This is a genomic window from Undibacterium sp. Di26W (assembly GCF_049340265.1).
In the GTDB taxonomy this organism is placed as follows: Bacteria; Pseudomonadota; Gammaproteobacteria; order Burkholderiales; family Burkholderiaceae_D; genus Undibacterium.
On the sequence record NZ_JBMPOR010000001.1, the window covers coordinates 423,306 to 443,800 of the forward strand.

14 protein-coding genes are annotated in these 20,495 nt (G+C 50.8%); 1 reads left to right on the plus strand and 13 read right to left on the minus strand.

Going from position 1 to position 20,495, the window contains the following annotated elements:
* Positions 1-10 precede the first annotated feature (10 nt).
* Positions 11-1,399, plus strand: a complete 1,389-nt coding sequence (locus tag ACO0LM_RS01760; RefSeq protein WP_423033736.1) for an FGGY-family carbohydrate kinase — start codon at positions 11-13, stop codon at positions 1,397-1,399.
* Between the two features lie 154 nt (positions 1,400-1,553).
* Here the strand turns inward: ACO0LM_RS01760 and ACO0LM_RS01765 are convergent, their stop codons facing one another.
* From ACO0LM_RS01765 to ACO0LM_RS01825, 13 genes are all read right to left on the minus strand, one after another.
* A complete protein-coding gene (locus ACO0LM_RS01765) occupies positions 1,554-3,476 on the minus strand; it encodes a family 43 glycosylhydrolase (protein WP_423033992.1) in 1,923 nt (640 codons plus the stop codon).
* 195 nt (positions 3,477-3,671) lie between these two features.
* Positions 3,672-6,839, minus strand: a complete 3,168-nt coding sequence (locus ACO0LM_RS01770) for a TonB-dependent receptor (RefSeq protein WP_423033738.1) — start codon at positions 6,837-6,839, stop codon at positions 3,672-3,674.
* Between the two features lie 408 nt (positions 6,840-7,247).
* Positions 7,248-8,195: a LysR substrate-binding domain-containing protein gene (locus ACO0LM_RS01775; RefSeq protein WP_423033740.1), complete on the minus strand. Its 948-nt coding sequence runs from the start codon at positions 8,193-8,195 to the stop codon at positions 7,248-7,250.
* Between the two features lie 31 nt (positions 8,196-8,226).
* Positions 8,227-9,033, minus strand: coding sequence for an SDR family oxidoreductase (locus ACO0LM_RS01780; protein WP_423033742.1), 807 nt, complete (start codon positions 9,031-9,033; stop codon positions 8,227-8,229).
* Positions 9,030-10,049: an L-arabinose ABC transporter permease AraH gene (gene araH / locus ACO0LM_RS01785; RefSeq protein WP_423033744.1), complete on the minus strand. Its 1,020-nt coding sequence runs from the start codon at positions 10,047-10,049 to the stop codon at positions 9,030-9,032. Before araH ends, ACO0LM_RS01780 begins: the two co-directional genes overlap by 4 nt.
* Before the next feature lie 18 nt (positions 10,050-10,067).
* Positions 10,068-11,585, minus strand: a complete 1,518-nt coding sequence (gene araG, locus ACO0LM_RS01790; RefSeq protein ID WP_423033746.1) for an L-arabinose ABC transporter ATP-binding protein AraG — start codon at positions 11,583-11,585, stop codon at positions 10,068-10,070.
* 13 nt (positions 11,586-11,598) lie between these two features.
* The gene (locus ACO0LM_RS01795; RefSeq protein ID WP_423033994.1) at positions 11,599-12,609 is read right to left on the minus strand and encodes an arabinose ABC transporter substrate-binding protein; all 1,011 of its coding nucleotides are present in this window, start codon (positions 12,607-12,609) and stop codon (positions 11,599-11,601) included.
* Positions 12,610-12,611: 2 nt separating this feature from the next.
* Complete coding sequence (locus ACO0LM_RS01800) at positions 12,612-13,673, minus strand: SMP-30/gluconolactonase/LRE family protein (RefSeq protein WP_423033748.1); 1,062 nt, start codon at positions 13,671-13,673, stop codon at positions 12,612-12,614.
* Between the two features lie 201 nt (positions 13,674-13,874).
* Positions 13,875-14,531, minus strand: coding sequence for a 2-dehydro-3-deoxy-6-phosphogalactonate aldolase (locus ACO0LM_RS01805; protein ID WP_423033750.1), 657 nt, complete (start codon positions 14,529-14,531; stop codon positions 13,875-13,877).
* A gap of 49 nt (positions 14,532-14,580) precedes the next feature.
* Positions 14,581-15,600, minus strand: a complete 1,020-nt coding sequence (locus tag ACO0LM_RS01810) for a 2-dehydro-3-deoxygalactonokinase (protein ID WP_423033752.1) — start codon at positions 15,598-15,600, stop codon at positions 14,581-14,583.
* A 2-nt stretch (positions 15,601-15,602) separates the two neighbouring features.
* The gene (dgoD, locus tag ACO0LM_RS01815; protein ID WP_423033754.1) at positions 15,603-16,751 is read right to left on the minus strand and encodes a galactonate dehydratase; all 1,149 of its coding nucleotides are present in this window, start codon (positions 16,749-16,751) and stop codon (positions 15,603-15,605) included.
* A 165-nt stretch (positions 16,752-16,916) separates the two neighbouring features.
* Entirely contained in the window at positions 16,917-18,563 is a 1,647-nt protein-coding gene (locus ACO0LM_RS01820; protein WP_423033756.1) for an alpha-L-fucosidase, read from the minus strand.
* A gap of 110 nt (positions 18,564-18,673) precedes the next feature.
* On the minus strand, positions 18,674-20,368 hold the full coding sequence (locus ACO0LM_RS01825) for a rhamnogalacturonidase (protein WP_423033758.1): 1,695 nt from the start codon (positions 20,366-20,368) through the stop codon (positions 18,674-18,676).
* Between the last annotated feature and the right edge of the window lie 127 nt (positions 20,369-20,495).

The window sequence follows — 20,495 nt, forward strand, 5'->3', positions numbered from 1 at the left end:
GACAGCACCAATGGAAACAATAAAAGCGGACGCCAGTATCGTACTGGACATAGGCAAGACCAATGTAAAACTCAGCTTGCTGGATGCGCAGGGAAAACCATTGGCTGAGCAGCGGTGTCCCAACAATATTGTCCAGGACGGTATCTATCCGCATCATGATACCGACCGGATATGGGCATGGATGCTGCGCGTTTTTAGTGAGTTTTCCCGCATTGCTACGGTGACGGCAATTATCCCCGTGACCCATGGTGCGACCGCCGCGCTAGTGAATGACAAGGGCCTGGTGCTGCCGGTTCTGGATTATGAGTCAGATCTGCCAGAACAGGAAAACAGCAGATACCTGCCACTGCGCCCTCCTTACCAGCAAAGTTATTCGCCCAATTTGCCAGCCGGTCTGAATCTGGCCCGCCAACTTGCCTGGCTGGAAAGCACTTATCCATCTGATTTTGCACGTGCATCACATATCCTGATGTATCCACAGTATTGGGCCTGGCGCCTGTCTGGCATCGCTGCGACGGAAGTCAGTTCGCTGGGATGCCATACTGACCTGTGGGACACGAACCGACAGCAATACTCTTCCCTGACAGAACAGAAGGGGTGGACACCGCGGTTCCCGCCCATGCAGCAAGCCTGGTCCAGGCTGGGAAAAATACGTCCGACATTGGCAATGGAAACCGGCCTGCCCGAAAACTGTCAGATTATATGTGGCATCCACGACAGCAATGCTTCCCTGCTGCGTCATTTGCATACTGCCGGCAAGGATACAAAATGCACGGTGCTATCCACCGGCACCTGGATGATCGCAGCAGCCCTGGGCGCGTCGCAATCTTGCCTGGATGAAGATGCAGACATGCTGGCCAACACCAATGTACTGGGTGAAGCAGTTTCCTGCATGCGGTTTATGGGCGGGCGAGAATTTGCCACCCTGGCAGGCCAGGAACCTGTGACCTGCACGCCATCCGATATCAGCAAACTGATCAGTCAGGAAAGCTTCGCCCTGCCCTGCTTCGCTGAATCAGGTGGTCCATTTTCCGGACAGCTTGCCAGGATATCAGGGCAAGCACCAGAAAATATGCAGGAAAGATATGCGCTTGCCACCCTGTATTGTGTTCTGATGACGGATTATTGCCTGACGAAGCTGGGTTCAGAGGGAAATATCATCGTCGAAGGAAGCTTTACCAATAACCCTTACTTCGCCCCTTTGCTGGCAAGCCTGCGGCCACAGCAAGACATCATGCTGTCAAATGATACCAGTGGCACGACTTACGGCGCCTGGATGCTGCATCACTGGGAGCAGTTACCAAACATGAGTGAAACTTCAATCAATGTCAGCAAACTTGAGCCAAAAGGCTGGTCGGCTTATAAAAACAAATGGCTGGATCTGGTGACATCCAGATAAAAGCAGCAAAGTGGCTGACGGAAACCTCATGAATGGGAACGAATAAAGTGGGAGCAAATAAAATGGGAACGAATAATTCGCTCCCATTTTAAGGTTTCATTTCAGGTTCTCTTTTCAATGCATTTTTCAGTGCATTTTTTAACTACTTCTTTGATTATTCTGCAGGCAAACGTACATAGGCAGGCGCGTCACGATCTGCCCGCAAGCCCTGCTCCGTATGCAATAACTCAACCACCTGCAAGGAGCTGCGTCTCTGTTCCATACCATCTTTTTTCTGGTCTGGCCCACGTTTGCCAGGGTGAGTGAAGTAAAATAAAAATGCCCTGTCGCCGTTGACGACGACATCCGGATGACCGCCTATTACTTCGTCATCTTCACCGTGTCCCGGTACTTCAAGCAGATTACCAACCTGGCGCTTCCAGTTTAACAAATCATCGGAACGATATACAGCCAGGCCACGCCACACATCTGTAATCATCCACCACTGATCTTTCCAGCGAAAGACTTTGGGGCCTTCGCCACCTTGATCACCAACGGCCTTGCCTTTATCTGTCCAGTTTTCCAGGTCCGGGCTATCGGCATAGTAAATCGATTTCTTGTCCACTTCATTGTTGTACCACATGCGATACCCACCCTGCGGCAAACGTAACACGGTAGCATCGATCACGCGTTCAGACGCCAGTTGCAAGACTTTGGCATTACGCCAATGACGCAAATCCTGACTGGTCAGATGCACCATGTAACGAGGATGCTTCCAGTCTTCAAAGATGCCGGGCACCACCGTCAGGTACATGTGATAAGTGCCATCATTCGCCCGGATAATGTCTGGTGCCCAATGGGTAGCTTGTGCGCCACCCATTTGCGGTGGCAATTCTATATCGGCTTCTCCAATATAGTGCCAGTTCGCTCCTTCGTCGTCTGACTCGGCAATGCCTATGCGTGTGCCATGCACCCAGGTGACACCACGCGCTTCAGATGCATTGGCCCGGCGATTGGTATACAACATCCACCATTTCCCCAGCTTGGCATTGCGTACCAGGACAGGGTCTGCTGCACCATCCATCACTGGATCACGAAACAGGGGCTTGGCTGCCCGTTTTCCCAGGTTGATGGTGGCAGCGCCAGGTGCGCCGAAGTCGGGAGTACCGTCTGCACGCCAGTAAAATACCTGTGCCCGGGTATGGCGGTTGGGGTCATACAGGGAATCCCCTTTGATTTCACGATAATCGCGGGCGTGATATATCAACACATCCGTTTTACCGTCGGGGCTAGTCGTGAACGAATTATGTCCTGGTCCATACTGGGCATTTGCCACATTCGTCTTGAATACCGGCTGGGCAGATTTTTGCCACACCTTGGAATCGAGCAAATCAGCATCTGCAGATGCGGTCAATAAGCCCATACAGTAATTTTCGTCGGTTGCGCTAGCAGAATAGGTAATAAAGACACGGCCATTTCTGATCAATACGGCAGGTGCTTCGTTGACTTCGTACTTCACTTTCTCCCAGTCATAGTCGGGACGCGACAACAAAGCGACTGGCCCTGTAATGGACAAAGGTGTATCCATTTTCGCCAGATAAATATTGGTATTTTTTTTGTCCGGTGCCGGGTCACGCTGGGTCCACACCAGATAACGTTGCCCCGCCAGCGCAAAGGTAGTTGCATCCAGCGAGAAAGATTCTCTACCAGTCTTTAACTGGCCACGCTCTATCCATTCCCCTTCCAAAGGATTGGCTGAAGAATTTTCCAGCACATACAAACGAATATCCCAAATGGCTTCGGCTCTGCCAGCGGTAAAGTACACGTACCATTTACCCTGGATGAGGTGCAATTCTGGTGCCCAGATGTGGTGACTCATAGGCCCACTTGCGTGTTTGCTCCAGATCACTTTGGCGTCTGCCGTACCAAGATCATTGATGCTTCTGGCACGTCGCAATTCAATGCGATCATATTCCGGCACGGTGGCGGTGAAATAATAATAGCCATCCGCATGCAGGGATAGTTGAGGATCGGCCCGATTCTTGATAAGTGGATTATTAAAAACTGCTTGCGCTGCCAGCGGGCCACTGACCATCATCACGACCATACATAACAGAGAAAAAATGCTTATTCGGTATTTAAAAAACGAGGTCATGAGAAGAGTAAAAGATAAGAGAGTATGCAGTGAGCATAGGTGGCAGGCATCCTGATGTTTTTCATGATGAAAAAAAACCAGCCATTTGGTCAAGAATGGCTGGTGTTAACTACTACGCTTTCCAAAACGCCCTACAAATTAATTTTTGATCGACACGCCTACAAAGTAACGACGTCCATACCATGCCAGTTCATTCGGACGGGACAGATCACCAGCATCAGTGATATTCGCTTGATCAGTCAGGTTTTTACCTTCGAATGAGAAAGTAACAAAGCGATTGTAACGATATTGGATCTTCGCATCCAGGTACCCGGTTTTTTCATTAAACACAGGATTTTTTGAGACGTCTAAAGTACCTGTGTAATAGCGATCACGATAGTGATAGGCAAGGCGTGCATTAAACTTATCCTTGTCATACCACAGACCCAGGTTATACGCATTCTTGGATAAACCTGCGTATGGAAGAATCGATCCGTCCAATGGATTCAGTTGTTCTGTACCTGGAGCGTAGGTGAAATTCATGCGCGTATAATTGGCATCAACACCAAAGCCACTAAGAATGCCAGGCAAGAAGGTTAATGCTGTTCTGCCTGCCAGTTCCATACCACGAGTCACGGCGCCAGGGAAATTCATTGGCATCGTCACGTCCCACAAAGTGCCGTCCTTGAACAGATCAACATTTGAGACATTCGTTTTAACTGCGTTACCGACCGTGATGTTTTTACGGAACAGCGCAAGACTAAGTTGGCTATCAGCATTTGGATAGTATTCCAAACTCAAATCTGTATTGGTAGCCTGGAATGGTTTCAGAGATGGATTACCTGCCGTGCAATCGTCCGTTCCATCGCCACCAAATTGTATAGAACCACTATTTTTGGTACATGTTGCATTCGGGACGATATCAGTAATACGTGGACGAGCCATGACCTTACCCCAGCCCAGACGCACCAGGAACTGATTAGGGATTAACCATACGCCTGCATTAAAGCTAGGCAATACGTTTGAGTAAGTGTTATCGATACTCGTTACCGAATTAGAGACAATATAGGTAGTAAAAGCAGTCGATCCAGGTGTTTTTTCTATATTAACTTGTTGCTTGAACAAACCCTGAGAAATGTCATGCGTTTGTGTGTAACGAACACCCACATTACCAAAGATTTCCTTGCCAAATAATTCTGTTTCAAAGTCCGCACGCAAGTATGTCGATTTAACTCTTTCATCGATAACGAATGCAGGAATCTGCGCATACGTTTTGCCGTCACTGCCAGGCGCGTTGTACAGATAATCGTGGTTGAAGTGGGCCAAGTCAAACAACGAACCTACACTTGCAAAAGACGGTGCGACCCAATTTGCAGGCACATTTCCGGCGCTATAGCCTTTGAAGAAAGTCCCTGGCGAAGTAGAAAATACAGACTGCGCCAACGCTGCCATGGCAGAGCCATTGATCGACTTGGTCCAGGCATTCACGTCCGCAAGATTTGTTGGGCCAACTGTAGCGCGCACTGCACTGGTTGTATTCAGTGGATCGTAGTTATATGTCTGATTAATGTTTGCCGTTTGCACATACACATCATCAGCGGTGCTGACCAGGTCATTACCCGCACTTGCCAGGTAACCGCCACCATTGTACTGGCTGGCTTTTGCCTGCTGTGCCTGCACACCAAACCAGATACGTGATATGTAATCATTGTTCAGCTTATATTTGAAATCCAGTTTGAGCTGATCTTCCTTATTAATCGTTTCTGATGGACGGTATTGCAATTGTGCAGAAACATAAGAATTAGGATTCGTCGGATTGTAACCCGATGGGAACGTAAAATGTGGCAGACCAGACGAATCAAGATTCACTTGCAATCCTGGCGCATTTTGCGTCAATACCAAATTATTCGAATCGCTGCTATACGTAGCTTTAGCAGAAGAAATCAAGCCGTCTACATCCAGTCTGTCTCCTTTATAGTTGAAGCCAGCTGTCGTGTATTTTGAATCAATTTTCAATGCATAATCACGCAAGGACGTACTAAAAGCTGCCTGACCACCGTTTGGTGAACTTGCGCTACCTGGCACCAGGCAGTTCCCCAATACATATTGAGTAACGATATGATTTTCTACAATCATGCCAGCTGGCGTCGTTGTTGTCGAAATCGGCGTGCATGAACCACCGGTCGGCACAGCCGTTGTTGCATTATAGGTAGGCAAAGTACCTGTGCTGGACAAACGTGACGTTGCACTGAAGTCTGTACCGTAATTGTAGTCACGCAACCTTTGATTCTGAATGTTGGTCTGATAACTTGCCCAAGCATTCAGTCGGTCAGTAAATTTGTACTGCGCTGTCAATTCAGCCGATGTTCTTTCATGATCACGTTCCCAGATACCGTAACGGGCGATCTGTGGTGAATAATCATTCCATTGAGACACGCAGTTAGCCTGTAAGGCGGCTGTTGCCACTGCTGCAGTCTGCGTCGCATTCGCCGGGCTGCTCAAATTGGAGCAATTTGCTTTGGTAGCCACGCCTGCCAGTACTGGATCTGTGCTAGCGACAGTCTTATCAGCAGAAAAATCCCAGTCACGGAAATAACGCCATGACGTATTGCGTGAAAAATCACCGCGTGTTAAGACCTTGTCATAAATCACGTTCGCCATCAGGCCAAGGCGACCATCCAGGAATTTGTCTGTGATAAAAAAGTTGACACGAGGCTGTACACCACCACGTTGAGGTGCCTGTTCACCAGCGATAGTACCAACGACAGTCAATTTTTTGAAATCGAGCGGCTTGCGTGTGTTGATTTGAACCGTACCACCAACACCACCTTCCGTCATATTGGCGGTCACGCCTTTGATAACGTCTATGGAAGAAATCAATTCAGCAGGCAATTCACGCAAATCGGCGCCACGACCGGCCGTGCCAGTAGTACTCAGTACCGACACACCATTAATTTCAATCCTGTTCAAATCCGGCTCGACACCACGGATGGAAATGCTACTACCTTCACCAAAAGAACGTTCGAGCTGTACACCAGTCACACGCGACAGTGCTTCACCGACGTTTTTGTCCGGGAATTGACCAATGTCTTCAGCAACGATGGAATCAGCAACGGTGTCAGCACGCAGTTTTCTATCAATGGCAGAAGCGACCGATTTCCGTGTTCCGGAAACAACGACAACCTGATCGGCTTGCTCCTTGGTATCGTCAGGTTTTTTGGTATCTTGCGCCATGCCTGAATTGGCAGCCATGACGGACAGTACAGCCAATGCTGTACCTTTAAGTTTAGGATTGAAAAATACTTTCTTGCTGCGATTAGTTAACACAATGATCTCCTCCGGTTGTTGCCCATATATTGGCTGTGTTATTGGCTGTGTTCCGACCATCGATTTGGTCTGTCATTAAAACAAGCACATTCAACAAAATTGATTCTAAGTGATGATGAATTGCAATTACGAATCCCAAAAAAAAGAATCAACAAAGTGATTGGTTTTGAAGCAGAAATTTGATCGTTTCAGACGGAAGAATATGAAAATGACTAAATGTGATCATTGCGTTTTATTGCATTTTTATGCGTCGCAACATGCAATATTGAAAACGAAAAAAAGACGATTAAACGAAGATAAAGCCATTGTTTTTTGCATCACACCGCCCGCAAAACCATACCCAGCTTAGTTTCCGCATGGCATGCTTTTAAAAAGCATGTTGTGCGCTTTGTGAAAATTTGAGGGTGATTATTTATTCGAGCGTTGCAGTGCCAACTCACGCAAGGTGTCGAGCATGGCTTGCGCACCTGGTGAGAGACGGTGTTGCTTTCTGGTGACAATTCCATAGGCATCCATGCGCAATCCAAGATCATATGGAAGTACAGTGAGCAAATTTGAATCAATATAGGTCATGATCAGGTCTTCTGGCAAAGCAACGATCATGTCACTGGCCAGCAGCAGACTGGTGATCACCGGCAGTGACAGGGTCTCAACAGTTTCCGTCGGTTGATCAAGCCCATGTGATAAAAATAAAGCCGTCAGACGATCGCGCAAAATGCTGCCTCCTGGAGGCAGTATCCAGGCTTCGTGTGCGAGATCTTCCAGTGTCAGTTGCGGACGTTGGGCCAGTGGATGCTTGCTGCGTGCGATCAGGCTATGTGGCTCATCTGTCAGAGGTTCGAAGTTCAATTCTGCGGCGGATTCCGTATCCAGTATCCGCCCTATGACCATGTCCAGTTCACCGGCACGCAAACGCTGTATCAGTATCTTGCTGGTATCGACCTGTATCGCGACATGCAAACGCGCATGGCGTGATTTAAGCAAGGTGACCGCCTGGGGAATCAGGTTGGTGGATGGCGTCATCACGGCACCGATGGACACGCAGCCACTTAAACCCGATAACAGCTCCATCACTTCCTGATGGGCTGCGTCCATTTCTGCCAGTGCAGCACCGGCACGCCGTATCATGATCTCGCCGTACCAGGTGGGTGCTATACCACGTGGCAAACGTTCAAACAATTGCACACCGAGTGCATATTCAAGCTCGGTCAGTAATTTAGATGCTGCCGGTTGCGTCAGATGCGCTGCTTCAGCAGCATGAAAAATAGAGCCATGCCGGCCCAGTTCGACCAGCAACACCAGGTGTCGTGTTTTTAAATGTGTGCGGACAAAACGGTCGGGGCTGGAGTTGCTCATGGCATCAGCAATGTGGAATAGTGGTCAGAGGTTAATCATGGTATAGCTGTGATCGCCCTCCATCAATCAAGATGTCGGTCGCATTAATAAAACGTGCTTCATCACTGGCGAGGAATACTGCAGTATAGGCGACTTCTTGCGGCTCACCTATACGGCAACAAGGCAAAATGTCAGCCTGCCGTTGTTGTTCCGCCACGGGATCAGGGCAACTGGCAAACCAGGATTGTATGGCCTCAGTCAGAATAAGACCGGGTGAAATCGAATTCACACGTATGCCGCGTGCGGCGTACTCTATGCCCAGTGAGCGTGTCAACCCTATCAACGCATGCTTGGCCACAGGATAAGGGAAGCAGCCAGGTATGATTTTATGACCATGTACCGATGCGATATTGATGATGCTGCCAGCACCCTGTTCCAACATGGCTGGCAAGACGGCGCGGGTAGTATTCCAGGCACCTTCAAGATCAACAGAAAAACAACGCTGCCACTCTTCATCGCTCATTTCAAGAGGGTCGGCAAACACATTCATGCCGGCATTATTGACCAGCACATCCACTTTCCCGAATCTTGCGAGGGTCTGTTCCACCACGGATCGCATTGCTGCGGCGTCGGAAACATCACCCTGGATGAACATGCTGTTGTCGGTTCCGAGTTCTGTAATGATACGCGCCGCCGCTTCGTCATGTTTATGACTATTCAGAACCACGCGCGCACCTTGCTGTACAAACAGACGGGCAATCGCCGCGCCTATACCTAGGGTAGACCCCGTCACTATGGCGACTTTACCCTGCAACCTGCCTGATGCGGAAGCTTGCGTTTGTGAAGAATGGTCAATCATGATTTGCGTGTTGCGTGGCTTTTCAACTGATCCAGCAAGACGGCAGCCAGCAAGATAAAGCCTCGCATCAGGTATTGATAAAAGGCGTCAACGTCCAGCAAGTTCATGACATTTTCCACCGTACCCATGATCAATACACCAACCAGTACGCCGGATATCCTGGCCTTGCCACCTTGCAGGGATACGCCACCAAGTACGCAGGCAGAGATGACATCCAGTTCAAAGCCCTGTGCAGAATTCGGTTGACCGCTGGTGATGCGCGAAGCCAGGATCAAGCCGGCCAATGCAGTGATCAGGCCCTGCAAAAGAAATATCCATATGCGCAAACGTTCTACCTTGATGCCTGCCAGACGCGCAGCATCCGGATTACCGCCTATCGCCAGCGTATTGCGACCAAAAACCGTGTGATTCAGTAACACACCAAATACCAGAAAACATGCTGCCACCACCAGCACAGGGTAAGGTAAGCCGAACAGGCGTCCGTCACCAAAACTGATGAAGGTCTCATTTGAAATACCTACCGCCTGCCCTTTGGACACGATAAAAGCAAGACCGCGTACCATCAGCATGGTGGCCAGTGTCGCAATCAGGGCGTTCACGCGCAAATAAGCGATCAGCACACCATTCCCGGCACCAATCAGGGCACCGGCCAGCAAACCGCCACCGACTGCCAGCGTGATGCTTTGAGTACGTTCCAGGATAATCGCGCCCAGTACACCAGAAAATGCAATGGTGGATCCAACCGACAAATCAAAGTCACGCGACGCCAAGCACATCATCATGGTGCAGGCGACCATGCCGATTTGCGCAACCGAGAGCATCAGTCCAACAATATTGGTCGTCGAGAAAAAGTTCTCTACCGTGAATGACAACACCACGAAGAGTAAGGCATACGCCAGAGGCATGCTCTGTTCTTGTAACCAGTGTTGAGTAGTTTTCATACCTGTACTTTGCTTGAGTGTTGGCTGCTGAACTGCCGATGCATCATCTGCCTGTGCAGAACTGAGGGAAGACATGGAAGATTCCTGTAAAAATTATGTGGTTTGCATATCCGGCAAAGCCAGACCAAGCACTGCTGTTTCATTTGCCTGGGCACGTTCAAGCTGGCCGCTGATCTGCCCTTCGCGCATGACGATGATGCGATCGCAGATACCCAATACTTCAGGCAATTCGCTGGATACGACGATGACACAGCAGCCGCGCTCTGCGACTTCGTGAATGATGCGATAGATTTCGTTTTTCGCACCGACATCGATGCCACGTGTGGGTTCATCCAGTATCAATACTTTCATACCCGGCTCTGCCAGCCAGCGTGCCAGAATGACTTTTTGCTGATTGCCGCCAGACAGCAAGCGGATTTCCTGCTCACGATTCGGGGTCTTGATTTTCAATCTTTGAATAAAGCGATCAGCCAGTTCTGCTTCTCGTTTATGTCTTAAAAACAAACCACCTAATAAGTCATGGCGACGGCAACTGATATTGATATTCTCGGCCACCGACGCCTGCGCCAGGATGCCCTGCTCTTTGCGATCTTCGGGACACAGCACGATACCTGCTTCAATTGCAGCAGCGGGGCCGCGATCAGAAACTGCAGCACCGTCCAGTACCACGCTGGAGCCACCGCCGCGTTTGTCAACGCCATACAACAGGCGCATCAACTCACTGCGGCCAGCACCAACCAGGCCAAAAAATCCCACTACCTCGCCACCGCGCACGCTGAAATCCTGGCCGGTGGGAAGTGCTTCGCCCTGCAATTGCCTGACCACCAGTCTTTCAGACTGAATGGTGCGTGGGCGGTAATCATAGATATCGCTGAGTTCTCGTCCTACCATGTCGTTGATCAGCACATCACGCGGAACATCAGCCATGACGGGATGGGTGACAATCTTGCGGCCATCGCGGAAAATCGTGCAGGCATCACACAATGCATACAACTCTTCCAGCCTGTGCGATATATAGATAATGGTACGCCCGGCCGCACGCAGGTCACGTATCAGGCGGAACAGAATTTCGCTTTCACGGTAAGACAGGCTGCTGGTTGGTTCATCAAAAGCGATGACTTGTGCATCCTGCAGCAAGGCCTTGCATATTTCCGCCATCTGGCGCTGGGCAATCGACAAATCGCACAATCTGGCATCCGGGTTCAAATCCACGCCCATTTGTTGCAAACGCTGGCTGACCATACGGCGCGCTTCGCTCCGGTTCACAAAGCCCAGCTTTTGAGGCAGACGACCCAATAACAGGTTTTCTGCCACGGTCAACTCAGGAACATATTGCAATTCCTGATGGATGACGGCAATCCCTGCCGCAATGGCATCGCCAGCTGACGTGAAATGGCAAACATGGCCATTCAGCAAAAGGCGTCCGCCATCCGGTTTGTATTGTCCACCCAGTATTTTCAATAGCGTGGATTTACCGGCACCATTTTCACCAAGCAAACCGTGAACAGTACCGGCATGCGCTTCAAAACTGACACCATTGAGTGCTTTCACACCCGGAAAAAATTTGCAGACCTCTTCAAACTGAAGAGATGTAACCTGAGATGACAACATGGCAGGTGATATCCTAAAGTCCGAATTCGGCGCGGACATCAGCCTGATTGCGGCGAGTCATCAATACACCGGTAGTCAATGTCAATGGTGCTGGTGCCTTGTTTTCAGCGATCCATTTGTACATATTGACCGAGGTTTCATAACCATGACGCTTGGGGCTGATCAATACCGTGCCGTAAAATCCTGTCGGGCTAGGTTTGGCAAATTCATTCAAGGCGGTTTTGCTGCCGCCTATGCCTATGCCTATCACCGCATCACTACGCAGGCCCCTGCCCTCGGCTGCCCTTACGGTCCCCAGCACGGCTTCATCATTCATGCCAAACACGACCCAGTGCTTGAATTTGGTTTGCTTGGTCAGGGCGATATTGGCAGCATTGAAGGCGCTTTCTGTATCGGTTTTTGCCTGTGCTGCATCGACAATATTCGCGACCGGGAACCCTGCTGTTTTCAATGCATCCACTGCACCCTGAGTACGCTCACGCGCGGTCGGCAGTTGATCAAAGGCCATGCGCATGGCACCAACGTCCTTCATATTCCAGCCACGTGATTTCATTTCTTCGATCAGGCCCTGGCCAACCTGCTTGCCAATTTCATAGGCAGAAATACCCATGTGTGGAATCGACGCGATCGGTTTGCCGCCGCCATCGACAAGCTGATCATCTACCGACATCACTTTAAGGTTATTCCGTTTGGCAGCGCGTTCCACCGCGATGCCCAGCTTGACATCTGGCGCACATATCACAAAGCCCTGGGCTTTTTGTGCAGCCAGATTATCAATGGCAGCCATCATTTTTTCGCCATTGGCGACACCTATCTTAACCAGGGTAAAACCTTTTTCCTTGGCTGCCTGTTCTGCATAACGCCATTCATCCTGGAACCACGGTTCTTCCGCCTGCTTGACCAGGAAACCTATTTTTACCGGATCAGCCGCCTGCGCGACCGAAACCGCAGCCAGGCCAAGGAAACCAGCAGTCAGGGTCGCACTTATCAGTTGCGAGCAGACTTTCTTCATTGCGTTTTTCATCATCATTGTCTCTTTATTGTTTTAGGGACTGGTTGCAATACTGCGCCAGTATGATTGTCATCAAATAAGGTATCAGGAACAGCCAGCGATTCGTCCATCTGCAGCAGAAACAGGCTGCCTGCACCGGGCATACGCAACAGCTCTTCGGCACTCATTTCCTGGCGGGCGCTGGAAACCATCAACTGGTCACCATTGATGCCGCCAAACGCCGGGCAAGTAGGGTTCTTGGTGGCGACGGACAGTCTTTGCAAACGACGCCCATCCGGCGCGTACTGCGTAACACTGCCTGCGCCCCACTCGGCATTCCACAGACAGCCCTGCTGGTCTATGACAGAACCATCCGGATAGGCTTTGTCGTCGTCTGGTATGGCGAACAGACGGATATTATCTACCTTTGCCGATTCAGCATCATAATCACATTGCTGGATACGGCGCGTCAGGGTATCGGTAAAGTACATGGTTTTACCATCCAGACTGAAGCAGATACTGTTGGCAATTGCCACAGCAGGCAAAGCCAGGCGACGTAAGCCATATTGCATGGAAAACTGGTAAAAGCTGGCGATGGGACGCTTTTCCGCCGCCTCATTCATGGTGCCGAACACAAAGTAACCACGCCTGTCGGTACGGCCATCATTCACACGTGTACGTGTTTCTGCAGGGTCAACTGCCACCAGCGACTGCACCGGCAACTGCACTGCTGCAGTGGCGCTGGAGGTACTGGTGGTACTGGCACTCGCAGGACTGACTGATGCCGCTGCCATACCAGTTACTGAATTTTTTGGCAGGCTGGTAAAGCACAATCGCTTGGCCAAACCAAGCAAGATGCGTCCTGACTGGCAATGTGCAAATGAGCCTAGCCGGTCTGGTAATTTATAGGTTACCACGGGCTTACCAGGTGACCAGGCTTGCAAAGTTGCAGCTTCGATATCGGTCCACCACCAGCTTTCTGTCGCACCATGCCAACCAAGGCCTTCACCCAGAGTCGCATGATGAGTCACTGCTTGTTGCAGGCTGGCCTTGTTGCTGGCCGATGACTCGGTTTGAAAAAGCGGATTGACTAACATAGACTTCCTGCAAACAGACCCCATGGAATACAGGGGCAATTAATATCCATCATCCATGTCTGGCAAGGCCAGACCTGTAGCTACAAACTGCACTATCACTTAAACAATAAGATAACAAGCGCAGCTATTCCGAACAAATACAATTTTAAGAATTATCTATATCAAATAGGAATAGATATTCTCAAATAATCAACTCCTTGCTTACGCGGATGTACTGCCTTGTGACTGCGTCCTGATCGCTGCAACAAACCTGCGTGCCTGCTGCTGCACTGCCATACTATCCATACCTGGCTTGTACAGGGCAGAACCCAGGCCAAAACCGCTAACACCCGCTTGCAGATAGGCTTGCATGTTGTCCGGGGTAATGCCGCCTACTGGCAACAAGCGCAGAGTCGCCGGCAATACCGCCCGCATGGCGCTCACGATAGGTGGAGTGATCAATTCAGCCGGGAAAAGTTTGACGGCATCGGCACCGGCGTGCAAGGCAGCAAATGCTTCTGTCAGTGTGCATACGCCAGGTACGCAATACAGGCCCTGCGCCTTGGCTTCGCTGATGACTTGCGTATCTGCATGCGGCATGACGATCAAACGACCACCAGCTTCATGCACCTGTCTTACTGCATCGGCACTCAATACCGTTCCAGCACCACACAATGCATCTTCAGGCAGGCTGCGGCTGAGTAGGCTAATCGATTCAAGCGCAGAAGGCGAATTCAGTGGTACTTCTATGATGCGAAAGCCGGTTTCATACAAACCCATGGCAATGGCTTGCACTTCTTCTGGGCGTATGCCGCGCAGGATGGCAACCAGAGGTAAAGCAGTAAATGCCTGATCAAAACTGATGAGGGAAGTCTTCATGCACTGTTTTCCAGATAAAGTGGATGCGGTAGATGCAGGCAGGACTGAATTACACCAGACGTGCGACGCTAGCCAGGTGCCACAATCCGGCAGGTGCCGTATTCACCAGCACAGCATCAGGCTTGACGCCCAGATAGGACAAAGCGCGCGCATAACGAGCGCACAGGGCAGCGTCACCTATCAGTATCAGGGGAGCATGCCCCAGACCATGTGTCGTGCGCCAATGCAGACCAGCCAGCAGTTCATTGGCAATCAGCAGGCCAGACAAATAATCAGGCAAGCCCGTAGACGGCATATCGCCCATCAAACCCAGGGTGCGTACACTGAACAATTGATGCCCGAGTCCCTGCCCCAGCATCTTGCGCGCTGCTTCAAGGCCGGCAATGAAGCAGGCTTCGTCTTCTTCAACCCTGCCTGCAGCACCATCCGATGCGGCCGGCATCAATCTGCCCAGCACCGAATGCTGCTTAAGTACGGCAAACAATTCACCTGTCATATGGGTGGCAAAGGCATGCACCTTCCCATCCACGATGCTGGCCCATTTGGAATGGGTGCCCGGCATGACTATGCATGACTGGCTGGCCCAGTCTGACTGCCCTTGCAGAGCACCAACTATCTGGGTTTCTTCACCGCGCATGACATCAGGCGCACCAGCCTCTGGCCGATACAGCAGGCCGGGCAAAATGTGCAGGCTGGACGGCGCTGCCAGCAAACTGCCGGTATCAACACGAATGGCATTGCGCGCAATATGTTGTGCGTCTGCCGGGCAATTCACATATGGCACTTCTTGCCAGCCATGCTTGCTGCCGACCATGCCGCATGCCAGCAGGGGCGCGTCTGGCCAGGTGGTCAACCAGTCACCGGCGAGTTCCTGCAAGGTCCGCATATAAGCGGCTTTCCCGCCCTGAATGACGGAAATGCCGGATGCCGCTTCACGATGGCCGATGATCCTTCCATTCTGACTCATCAAAAAAACCCGCATCCCTGTACTGCCCCAGTCTATACCTATGAGGCGCACATCTTCATTGCCACTCAGGGGTGCGATGTCCTTGCTGCGTTCCATATTCATGCCTACCATTCCGCAACGCTGCCGTCAGGATGACGCCACAGCGGGTTACGCCAGTCGGGGGCGCGCAGGCTGGCTTCTTTCACGCGCTCTTCGTCAATTTCCACGCCAAGGCCGGGTTTCGGCAAAGCGGCAATATAGCCATCCGTGATCCGCAAATCTTCGCGATTGATGACGTAATCAAGCAATTCTGCATCCTTGTTGTAATGGATGCCCATGCTTTGTTCTTGCAAGACTGCGTTATGGGCTACAAAATCAAGTTGCAGACACGCAGCAAGGGCAATCGGCCCCAGCGGGCAATGCGGTGCCAGGGCAATGTCATAGGCTTCTGCCATTGCAGCGATTTTGTGGCATTCAGAAATACCACCTGCATGCGACAGGTCAGGCTGCACAATGGCAATCCCACCTTGCTCGAACACGCGCTTGAACTCAAAGCGGGAATACATGCGCTCACCTGCTGCCAGCGGTATCGAGGTGCTTTCTGCCAAGCGTGGATAATATTCTGCCTGTTCGGCCAATACCGGCTCTTCTACAAACAGGGGACGATATGGCTCCAGTGCGCGTAACAACACCTTGGCCATGGGTGCAGCAACCCGGCCATGAAAATCAATGCCGAATTCAATCTGGCTACCAAACGCTTCACGAATTTCTGCAATCCGGCCGACGGCAGCATCAACTGCTGCGGCACTGTCAATCATGCCGAATTCTTCCGTACCATTCATCTTGAAGGTATCAAAGCCTGCTTCGCGCAGACGGCGAATATCGGCTATGACATCGGCAGGACGATCGCCACCCACCCAGCTATAGGTTTTCATGCGGTCACGCACCAGGCCGCCCAGCAACTGATAGACCGGCACGCCAAGGGCTTTGCCCTTGATATCCCACAAAGCCTGGTCAATACCGGCCATGGCGCTCATGAGGATGGCACCACCACGATAAAAACTGCCACGATACATGACTTGCCAGAGATCATTGATGCGGGCCGGATCTTGCCCTATCAGATAGGGAGCAAATTCCTGTACCGCAGTTTCTACGGTACGGGCCCGCCCTTCAATGACAGGCTCGCCCCAACCGACGATACCTTCATCGGTTTCTATCTTCAGCAACATCCACCTTGGAGGAACACGGTAAGTAGTCAGTTTTGTTATTTTCATGACGCAATGGTTTGGCAAGTGAAGTCATGAGTGTAGATGGGCACTCATGATAAGAAATATGAATTAACTAGACCAAAGTATATGAATTTGGAATAGCGACGGACACGGATATGCCAAGGAAACATGAAGCGTTTACATAAAGCGTTTTCTTTGCATGGGCTTTCGTTACCAGTCAGGGTTGCCTGAGCGGGTTGCGGAAGCTGGATTCATCTTCAGGCCGGTGATTTTTACCGTATAGGCGGGTAACGCCTTCAAGTTTTGCGGTATTTGTAGCTTCAAGCCAGCCTTATCATGTACAAATGTCAGGTTTTCTGCCCTACCCAGCAGGTTGGCCTGGCTGACTCTACCAGACACTGTCGCTGTGCTTAATGGGGTAATCAGCAGCTCTGCGCCCGGTTTTGCCCCGATGACGATGGCATACAAGTTATCCGCTTTTACGGTGAAGCGGATGCTTGGTCCTGCTTCATTGCGGCCGCCACCCATGCCAAAACTGGTCCAGCTATGCGTGCCGTAAATCGCTTCTCCATTCACTTCTAGCCATTCGCCGATGGCAAGCAAGGTGTCTTGCTGTTCTTGAGGAATAGTGCCGTCTGCCTTGGGGGAAATATTCAACAGCAAAGTACCGTTTTTACTGACCGTGTCAACCAGTTTGGCAATAATACTGGCCGGGCTGGCGATCTTCATGCCTTCGGCATAGCCCCAGGTGCTGCCTATGGGTTCATCCACCTGCCAGGCACCAGGGCGAATGCCGGAAGGTGATCTTTCACCGATTTTTTCAAAATCAATGATGGAGGCGACAGTCTCGGTATTTTGATTACTTGGCGAATACGCAGCTTTCTTGGTGCTCAGCGATACTTGCTTGCCCCACTGACTGGCGCGATTGTAGTAATAGGCGGCAATCTGCAATTTGAGCGGGTCAAGATAGCGCTGGTCAACGCCATTATCAAACCACAACATGTCTGGCTGGTATTTGTCGATCAGCTCCACATTGCGCAGGTACCAGTCCACCAGAAACTTCTTGCATGCTTCATCACTGCGGTCAGCGACGTTATAAAAGTCGGCCCATTCAGGATCATACAGGTCAGCTTTTTTCGCTTTCAGCCTGGCTATCAGATCAGCAGGAGGGTTGATGAATTGAAAATTTTCTATCCCGTGATTGGAAACCCCGAACTTCAATCCCTGTGCACGCACAGACTTGGCCAATTCACCAATCAGGTCACGTCCTGGCCCCATCTGTTTGGCATTGAAACGTGTGACGGCACTATCCCACATGGCAAAATTATCATGATGCTGCGCACTGGGAACAACGAACTTGGCCCCCGATTTTTTGAGCAGGCTTGCCCATGCATCAGGATCAAATTTCTCCTGTTTGAACATGGGGATAAAATCCTTGTAGCCGAATTTTTCCTGATCGCCAAAATGGCTGGCATGCCACTGCCTGTCAGCGCCATACATATGCTTTTCGTACCACTCAGTGTGATGCGCTGGAACAGAATACAGGCCCCAATGCATGAAAATGCCGAACTTGGCTTCATTGAACCAGGTGGGAACCTGGTAATTTTTTTTCAGTGAATCCCAGTTGGCCTGGAACGGCCCGGATACCCGTACATTGCTGGCTGGTAGTGCGGCAACGGCGGCTTCCACCACTTCCTGCCGGGTTTCCGGTGCCATGTCATAGCCGTGAGAATTGCCGCCGGATGCATATTGATCCGGTACTCTTGCTGATACGGTCGATGCCGATACTGCGGCAGCCACCAGAGATAAAACCAGCAAAAACCTGCGTTGACGACGGGAGACGTGATGAAGGGACATGATGATATGCAATGAATCAAGAAGATAAGAACAACCCGCCACAACAAAGCAGCAATCATCATCGATACGATAATGATTGCTGCTTACCACTGTCGGCAAGCGCTTGGGCTTTACAGACTCTCTCGTTCTACCTGTTTGCGCTGGGTATCTGCCAGGCCACTACAATCTTTTGCGGAAAATTCCTTGACATCCTGCAGGCTGAAACCTGGTGTGCCTGGCAGTTGAGGGAAATTCACCTGACCAAAATAAGCGCGGTTCACGTCATGCAAGACAAAGGCGGGCCTACTGTCGACCTGCTTGCAGGCGATATCCACATGATGCAGCTCCAGATTCTTGACGTGGCGCGCGAACAAGCCATGCGCCGGGCTAAGGCCAAACATGCTGGGTTCAGGATAACTGCCAGCATTTTCTGGCGGATTGGCAAGTACCTTACTGATGTCGCCACCGCCCTGATGCAATACGTGCACATTGCTGATGCGCACATCTTCTATCGGGTAGCCAGGCACGCCACTGATGATGGATGCATAGCGTGAATCAGCACCCGACACCACGATATTGCTGATATTGATGCGTCGTATGGCACCGGTTAGCGCCCCTTCGGGTGCACGCAAACGGCTACCCAGGCGGATGAATAGTGGTGGATTAGTCAAATCACGCATGACCAGATTGCTGACGGTAATATCCTCGATGATGGCACCATCAACGCTCTCAATAGCCAGGCCACGGCAACGTTCGAACACGCAGTTGGAGATTGCTATATTGCGAAAACCACCGTTCGACTCGGTACCCATTTTAATGCGTCCAGCAACGCCTTCCCTGTCTGGCGCAAATTCCTGCTTGCGCTGGAAGCTGCCGTCCAGGAAAGTGCCGAGATCAAATCCGGATACCTGACAATTAGTGATATTAATATTTTCGGTAAAACGCTTGTACCCCAGTGCAAACGAACTCTTGAGACAAATCGCATCGTCGTTCGGAGAGTTGATGCTGCAATTGGAAATATGGACATTGCGACAACAATCAATATCGAATCCATCCCTGTCCGTATCCACTTTCAGGTTATCTATCGTCATATTGTCGGTGCCGGTCGCCAGCAAGGCAAAGTGACCGCCATTGAAAATACTGATATCACGCAGAATGACATTTTTGCAGCTTTTCAGGGCAATCGCCTTGTTGCCCTTGCCTGCCATATCGGCACCGTAAGGCTTGCCGCTGCCGCGTTCGCCATGTGGATCACTGTCACCCAGGCTGGAAGGCATGTCGCCCGGTTTTGGTACGCGACGCGGCCCGGGGCCGGAATGAGTCAAGCCTGCGCCATAGATAAGGCCGGTACCCAGGATGGACACATGCTCCAGGTTTTCACCCCAGATCAGGCTGTTATGCCAATGGCTATGGCCAAAATCCTGATAGGCATCCCATTCATTCGGTTCTGCCGCATCGTAACTGCCACCGTGCTTTACCGGATCAGCCGCAATCAGGGTGGCACCAGCATCCAGGTACAAGCTGACATGGCTTTGCAGACGGATGGAGAAACTCAGGTATTTGCCCGCAGGGAAAAACACTGTTCCGCCCCCTGCTGCTGCCGCTGCACTGATGGCACGATTGATGGCATCGGTATCCGTCTTCTTGCCATCTCCGCCAGCGCCGTAGGCCCTGACATTGAAATTGCCTGCAAGATTCGCATTTGACGCTGTTTTCCGTTGCGCCATCACTGGCAACGCGTACATAGGTAATGTGGCCGCCACTGCTCCCGTACCAAACATGCGCAAAAAGTCACGTCGCAATGGCGATGAGGTCTGCTTATTCAATCTTATTGTCTCCAGCGGATCTTTTAAAAATAGATTTATCATGGCATTTTTTCTTTTTATCCATGCAAAATATCGGCTGAGGTTACCATTAAAAAACAAGCGGACACGCAGTCAGAATGTTCAACTT

Excerpts from the sequence above, each read along its gene's own strand:
- ACO0LM_RS01795 (WP_423033994.1), bottom strand. The coding sequence starts at position 12,609 with ATGAAAAACGCAATGAAGAAAGTCTGCTCGCAACTGATAAGTGCGACC.
- ACO0LM_RS01805 (WP_423033750.1), bottom strand. The coding sequence starts at position 14,531 with ATGAAGACTTCCCTCATCAGTTTTGATCAGGCATTTACTGCTTTACCT.
- ACO0LM_RS01765 (WP_423033992.1), bottom strand. The coding sequence starts at position 3,476 with ATGATGGTCAGTGGCCCGCTGGCAGCGCAAGCAGTTTTTAATAATCCA.
- ACO0LM_RS01810 (WP_423033752.1), bottom strand. The coding sequence starts at position 15,600 with ATGAATATGGAACGCAGCAAGGACATCGCACCCCTGAGTGGCAATGAA.
- ACO0LM_RS01820 (WP_423033756.1), bottom strand. The coding sequence starts at position 18,563 with ATGTCCCTTCATCACGTCTCCCGTCGTCAACGCAGGTTTTTGCTGGTT.
- dgoD (WP_423033754.1), bottom strand. The coding sequence starts at position 16,751 with ATGAAAATAACAAAACTGACTACTTACCGTGTTCCTCCAAGGTGGATG.
- ACO0LM_RS01760 (WP_423033736.1), top strand. The coding sequence starts at position 11 with ATGGAAACAATAAAAGCGGACGCCAGTATCGTACTGGACATAGGCAAG.
- araG (WP_423033746.1), bottom strand. The coding sequence starts at position 11,585 with ATGTTGTCATCTCAGGTTACATCTCTTCAGTTTGAAGAGGTCTGCAAA.
- ACO0LM_RS01800 (WP_423033748.1), bottom strand. The coding sequence starts at position 13,673 with ATGTTAGTCAATCCGCTTTTTCAAACCGAGTCATCGGCCAGCAACAAG.
- ACO0LM_RS01780 (WP_423033742.1), bottom strand. The coding sequence starts at position 9,033 with ATGATTGACCATTCTTCACAAACGCAAGCTTCCGCATCAGGCAGGTTG.
- araH (WP_423033744.1), bottom strand. The coding sequence starts at position 10,049 with ATGTCTTCCCTCAGTTCTGCACAGGCAGATGATGCATCGGCAGTTCAG.
- ACO0LM_RS01775 (WP_423033740.1), bottom strand. The coding sequence starts at position 8,195 with ATGAGCAACTCCAGCCCCGACCGTTTTGTCCGCACACATTTAAAAACA.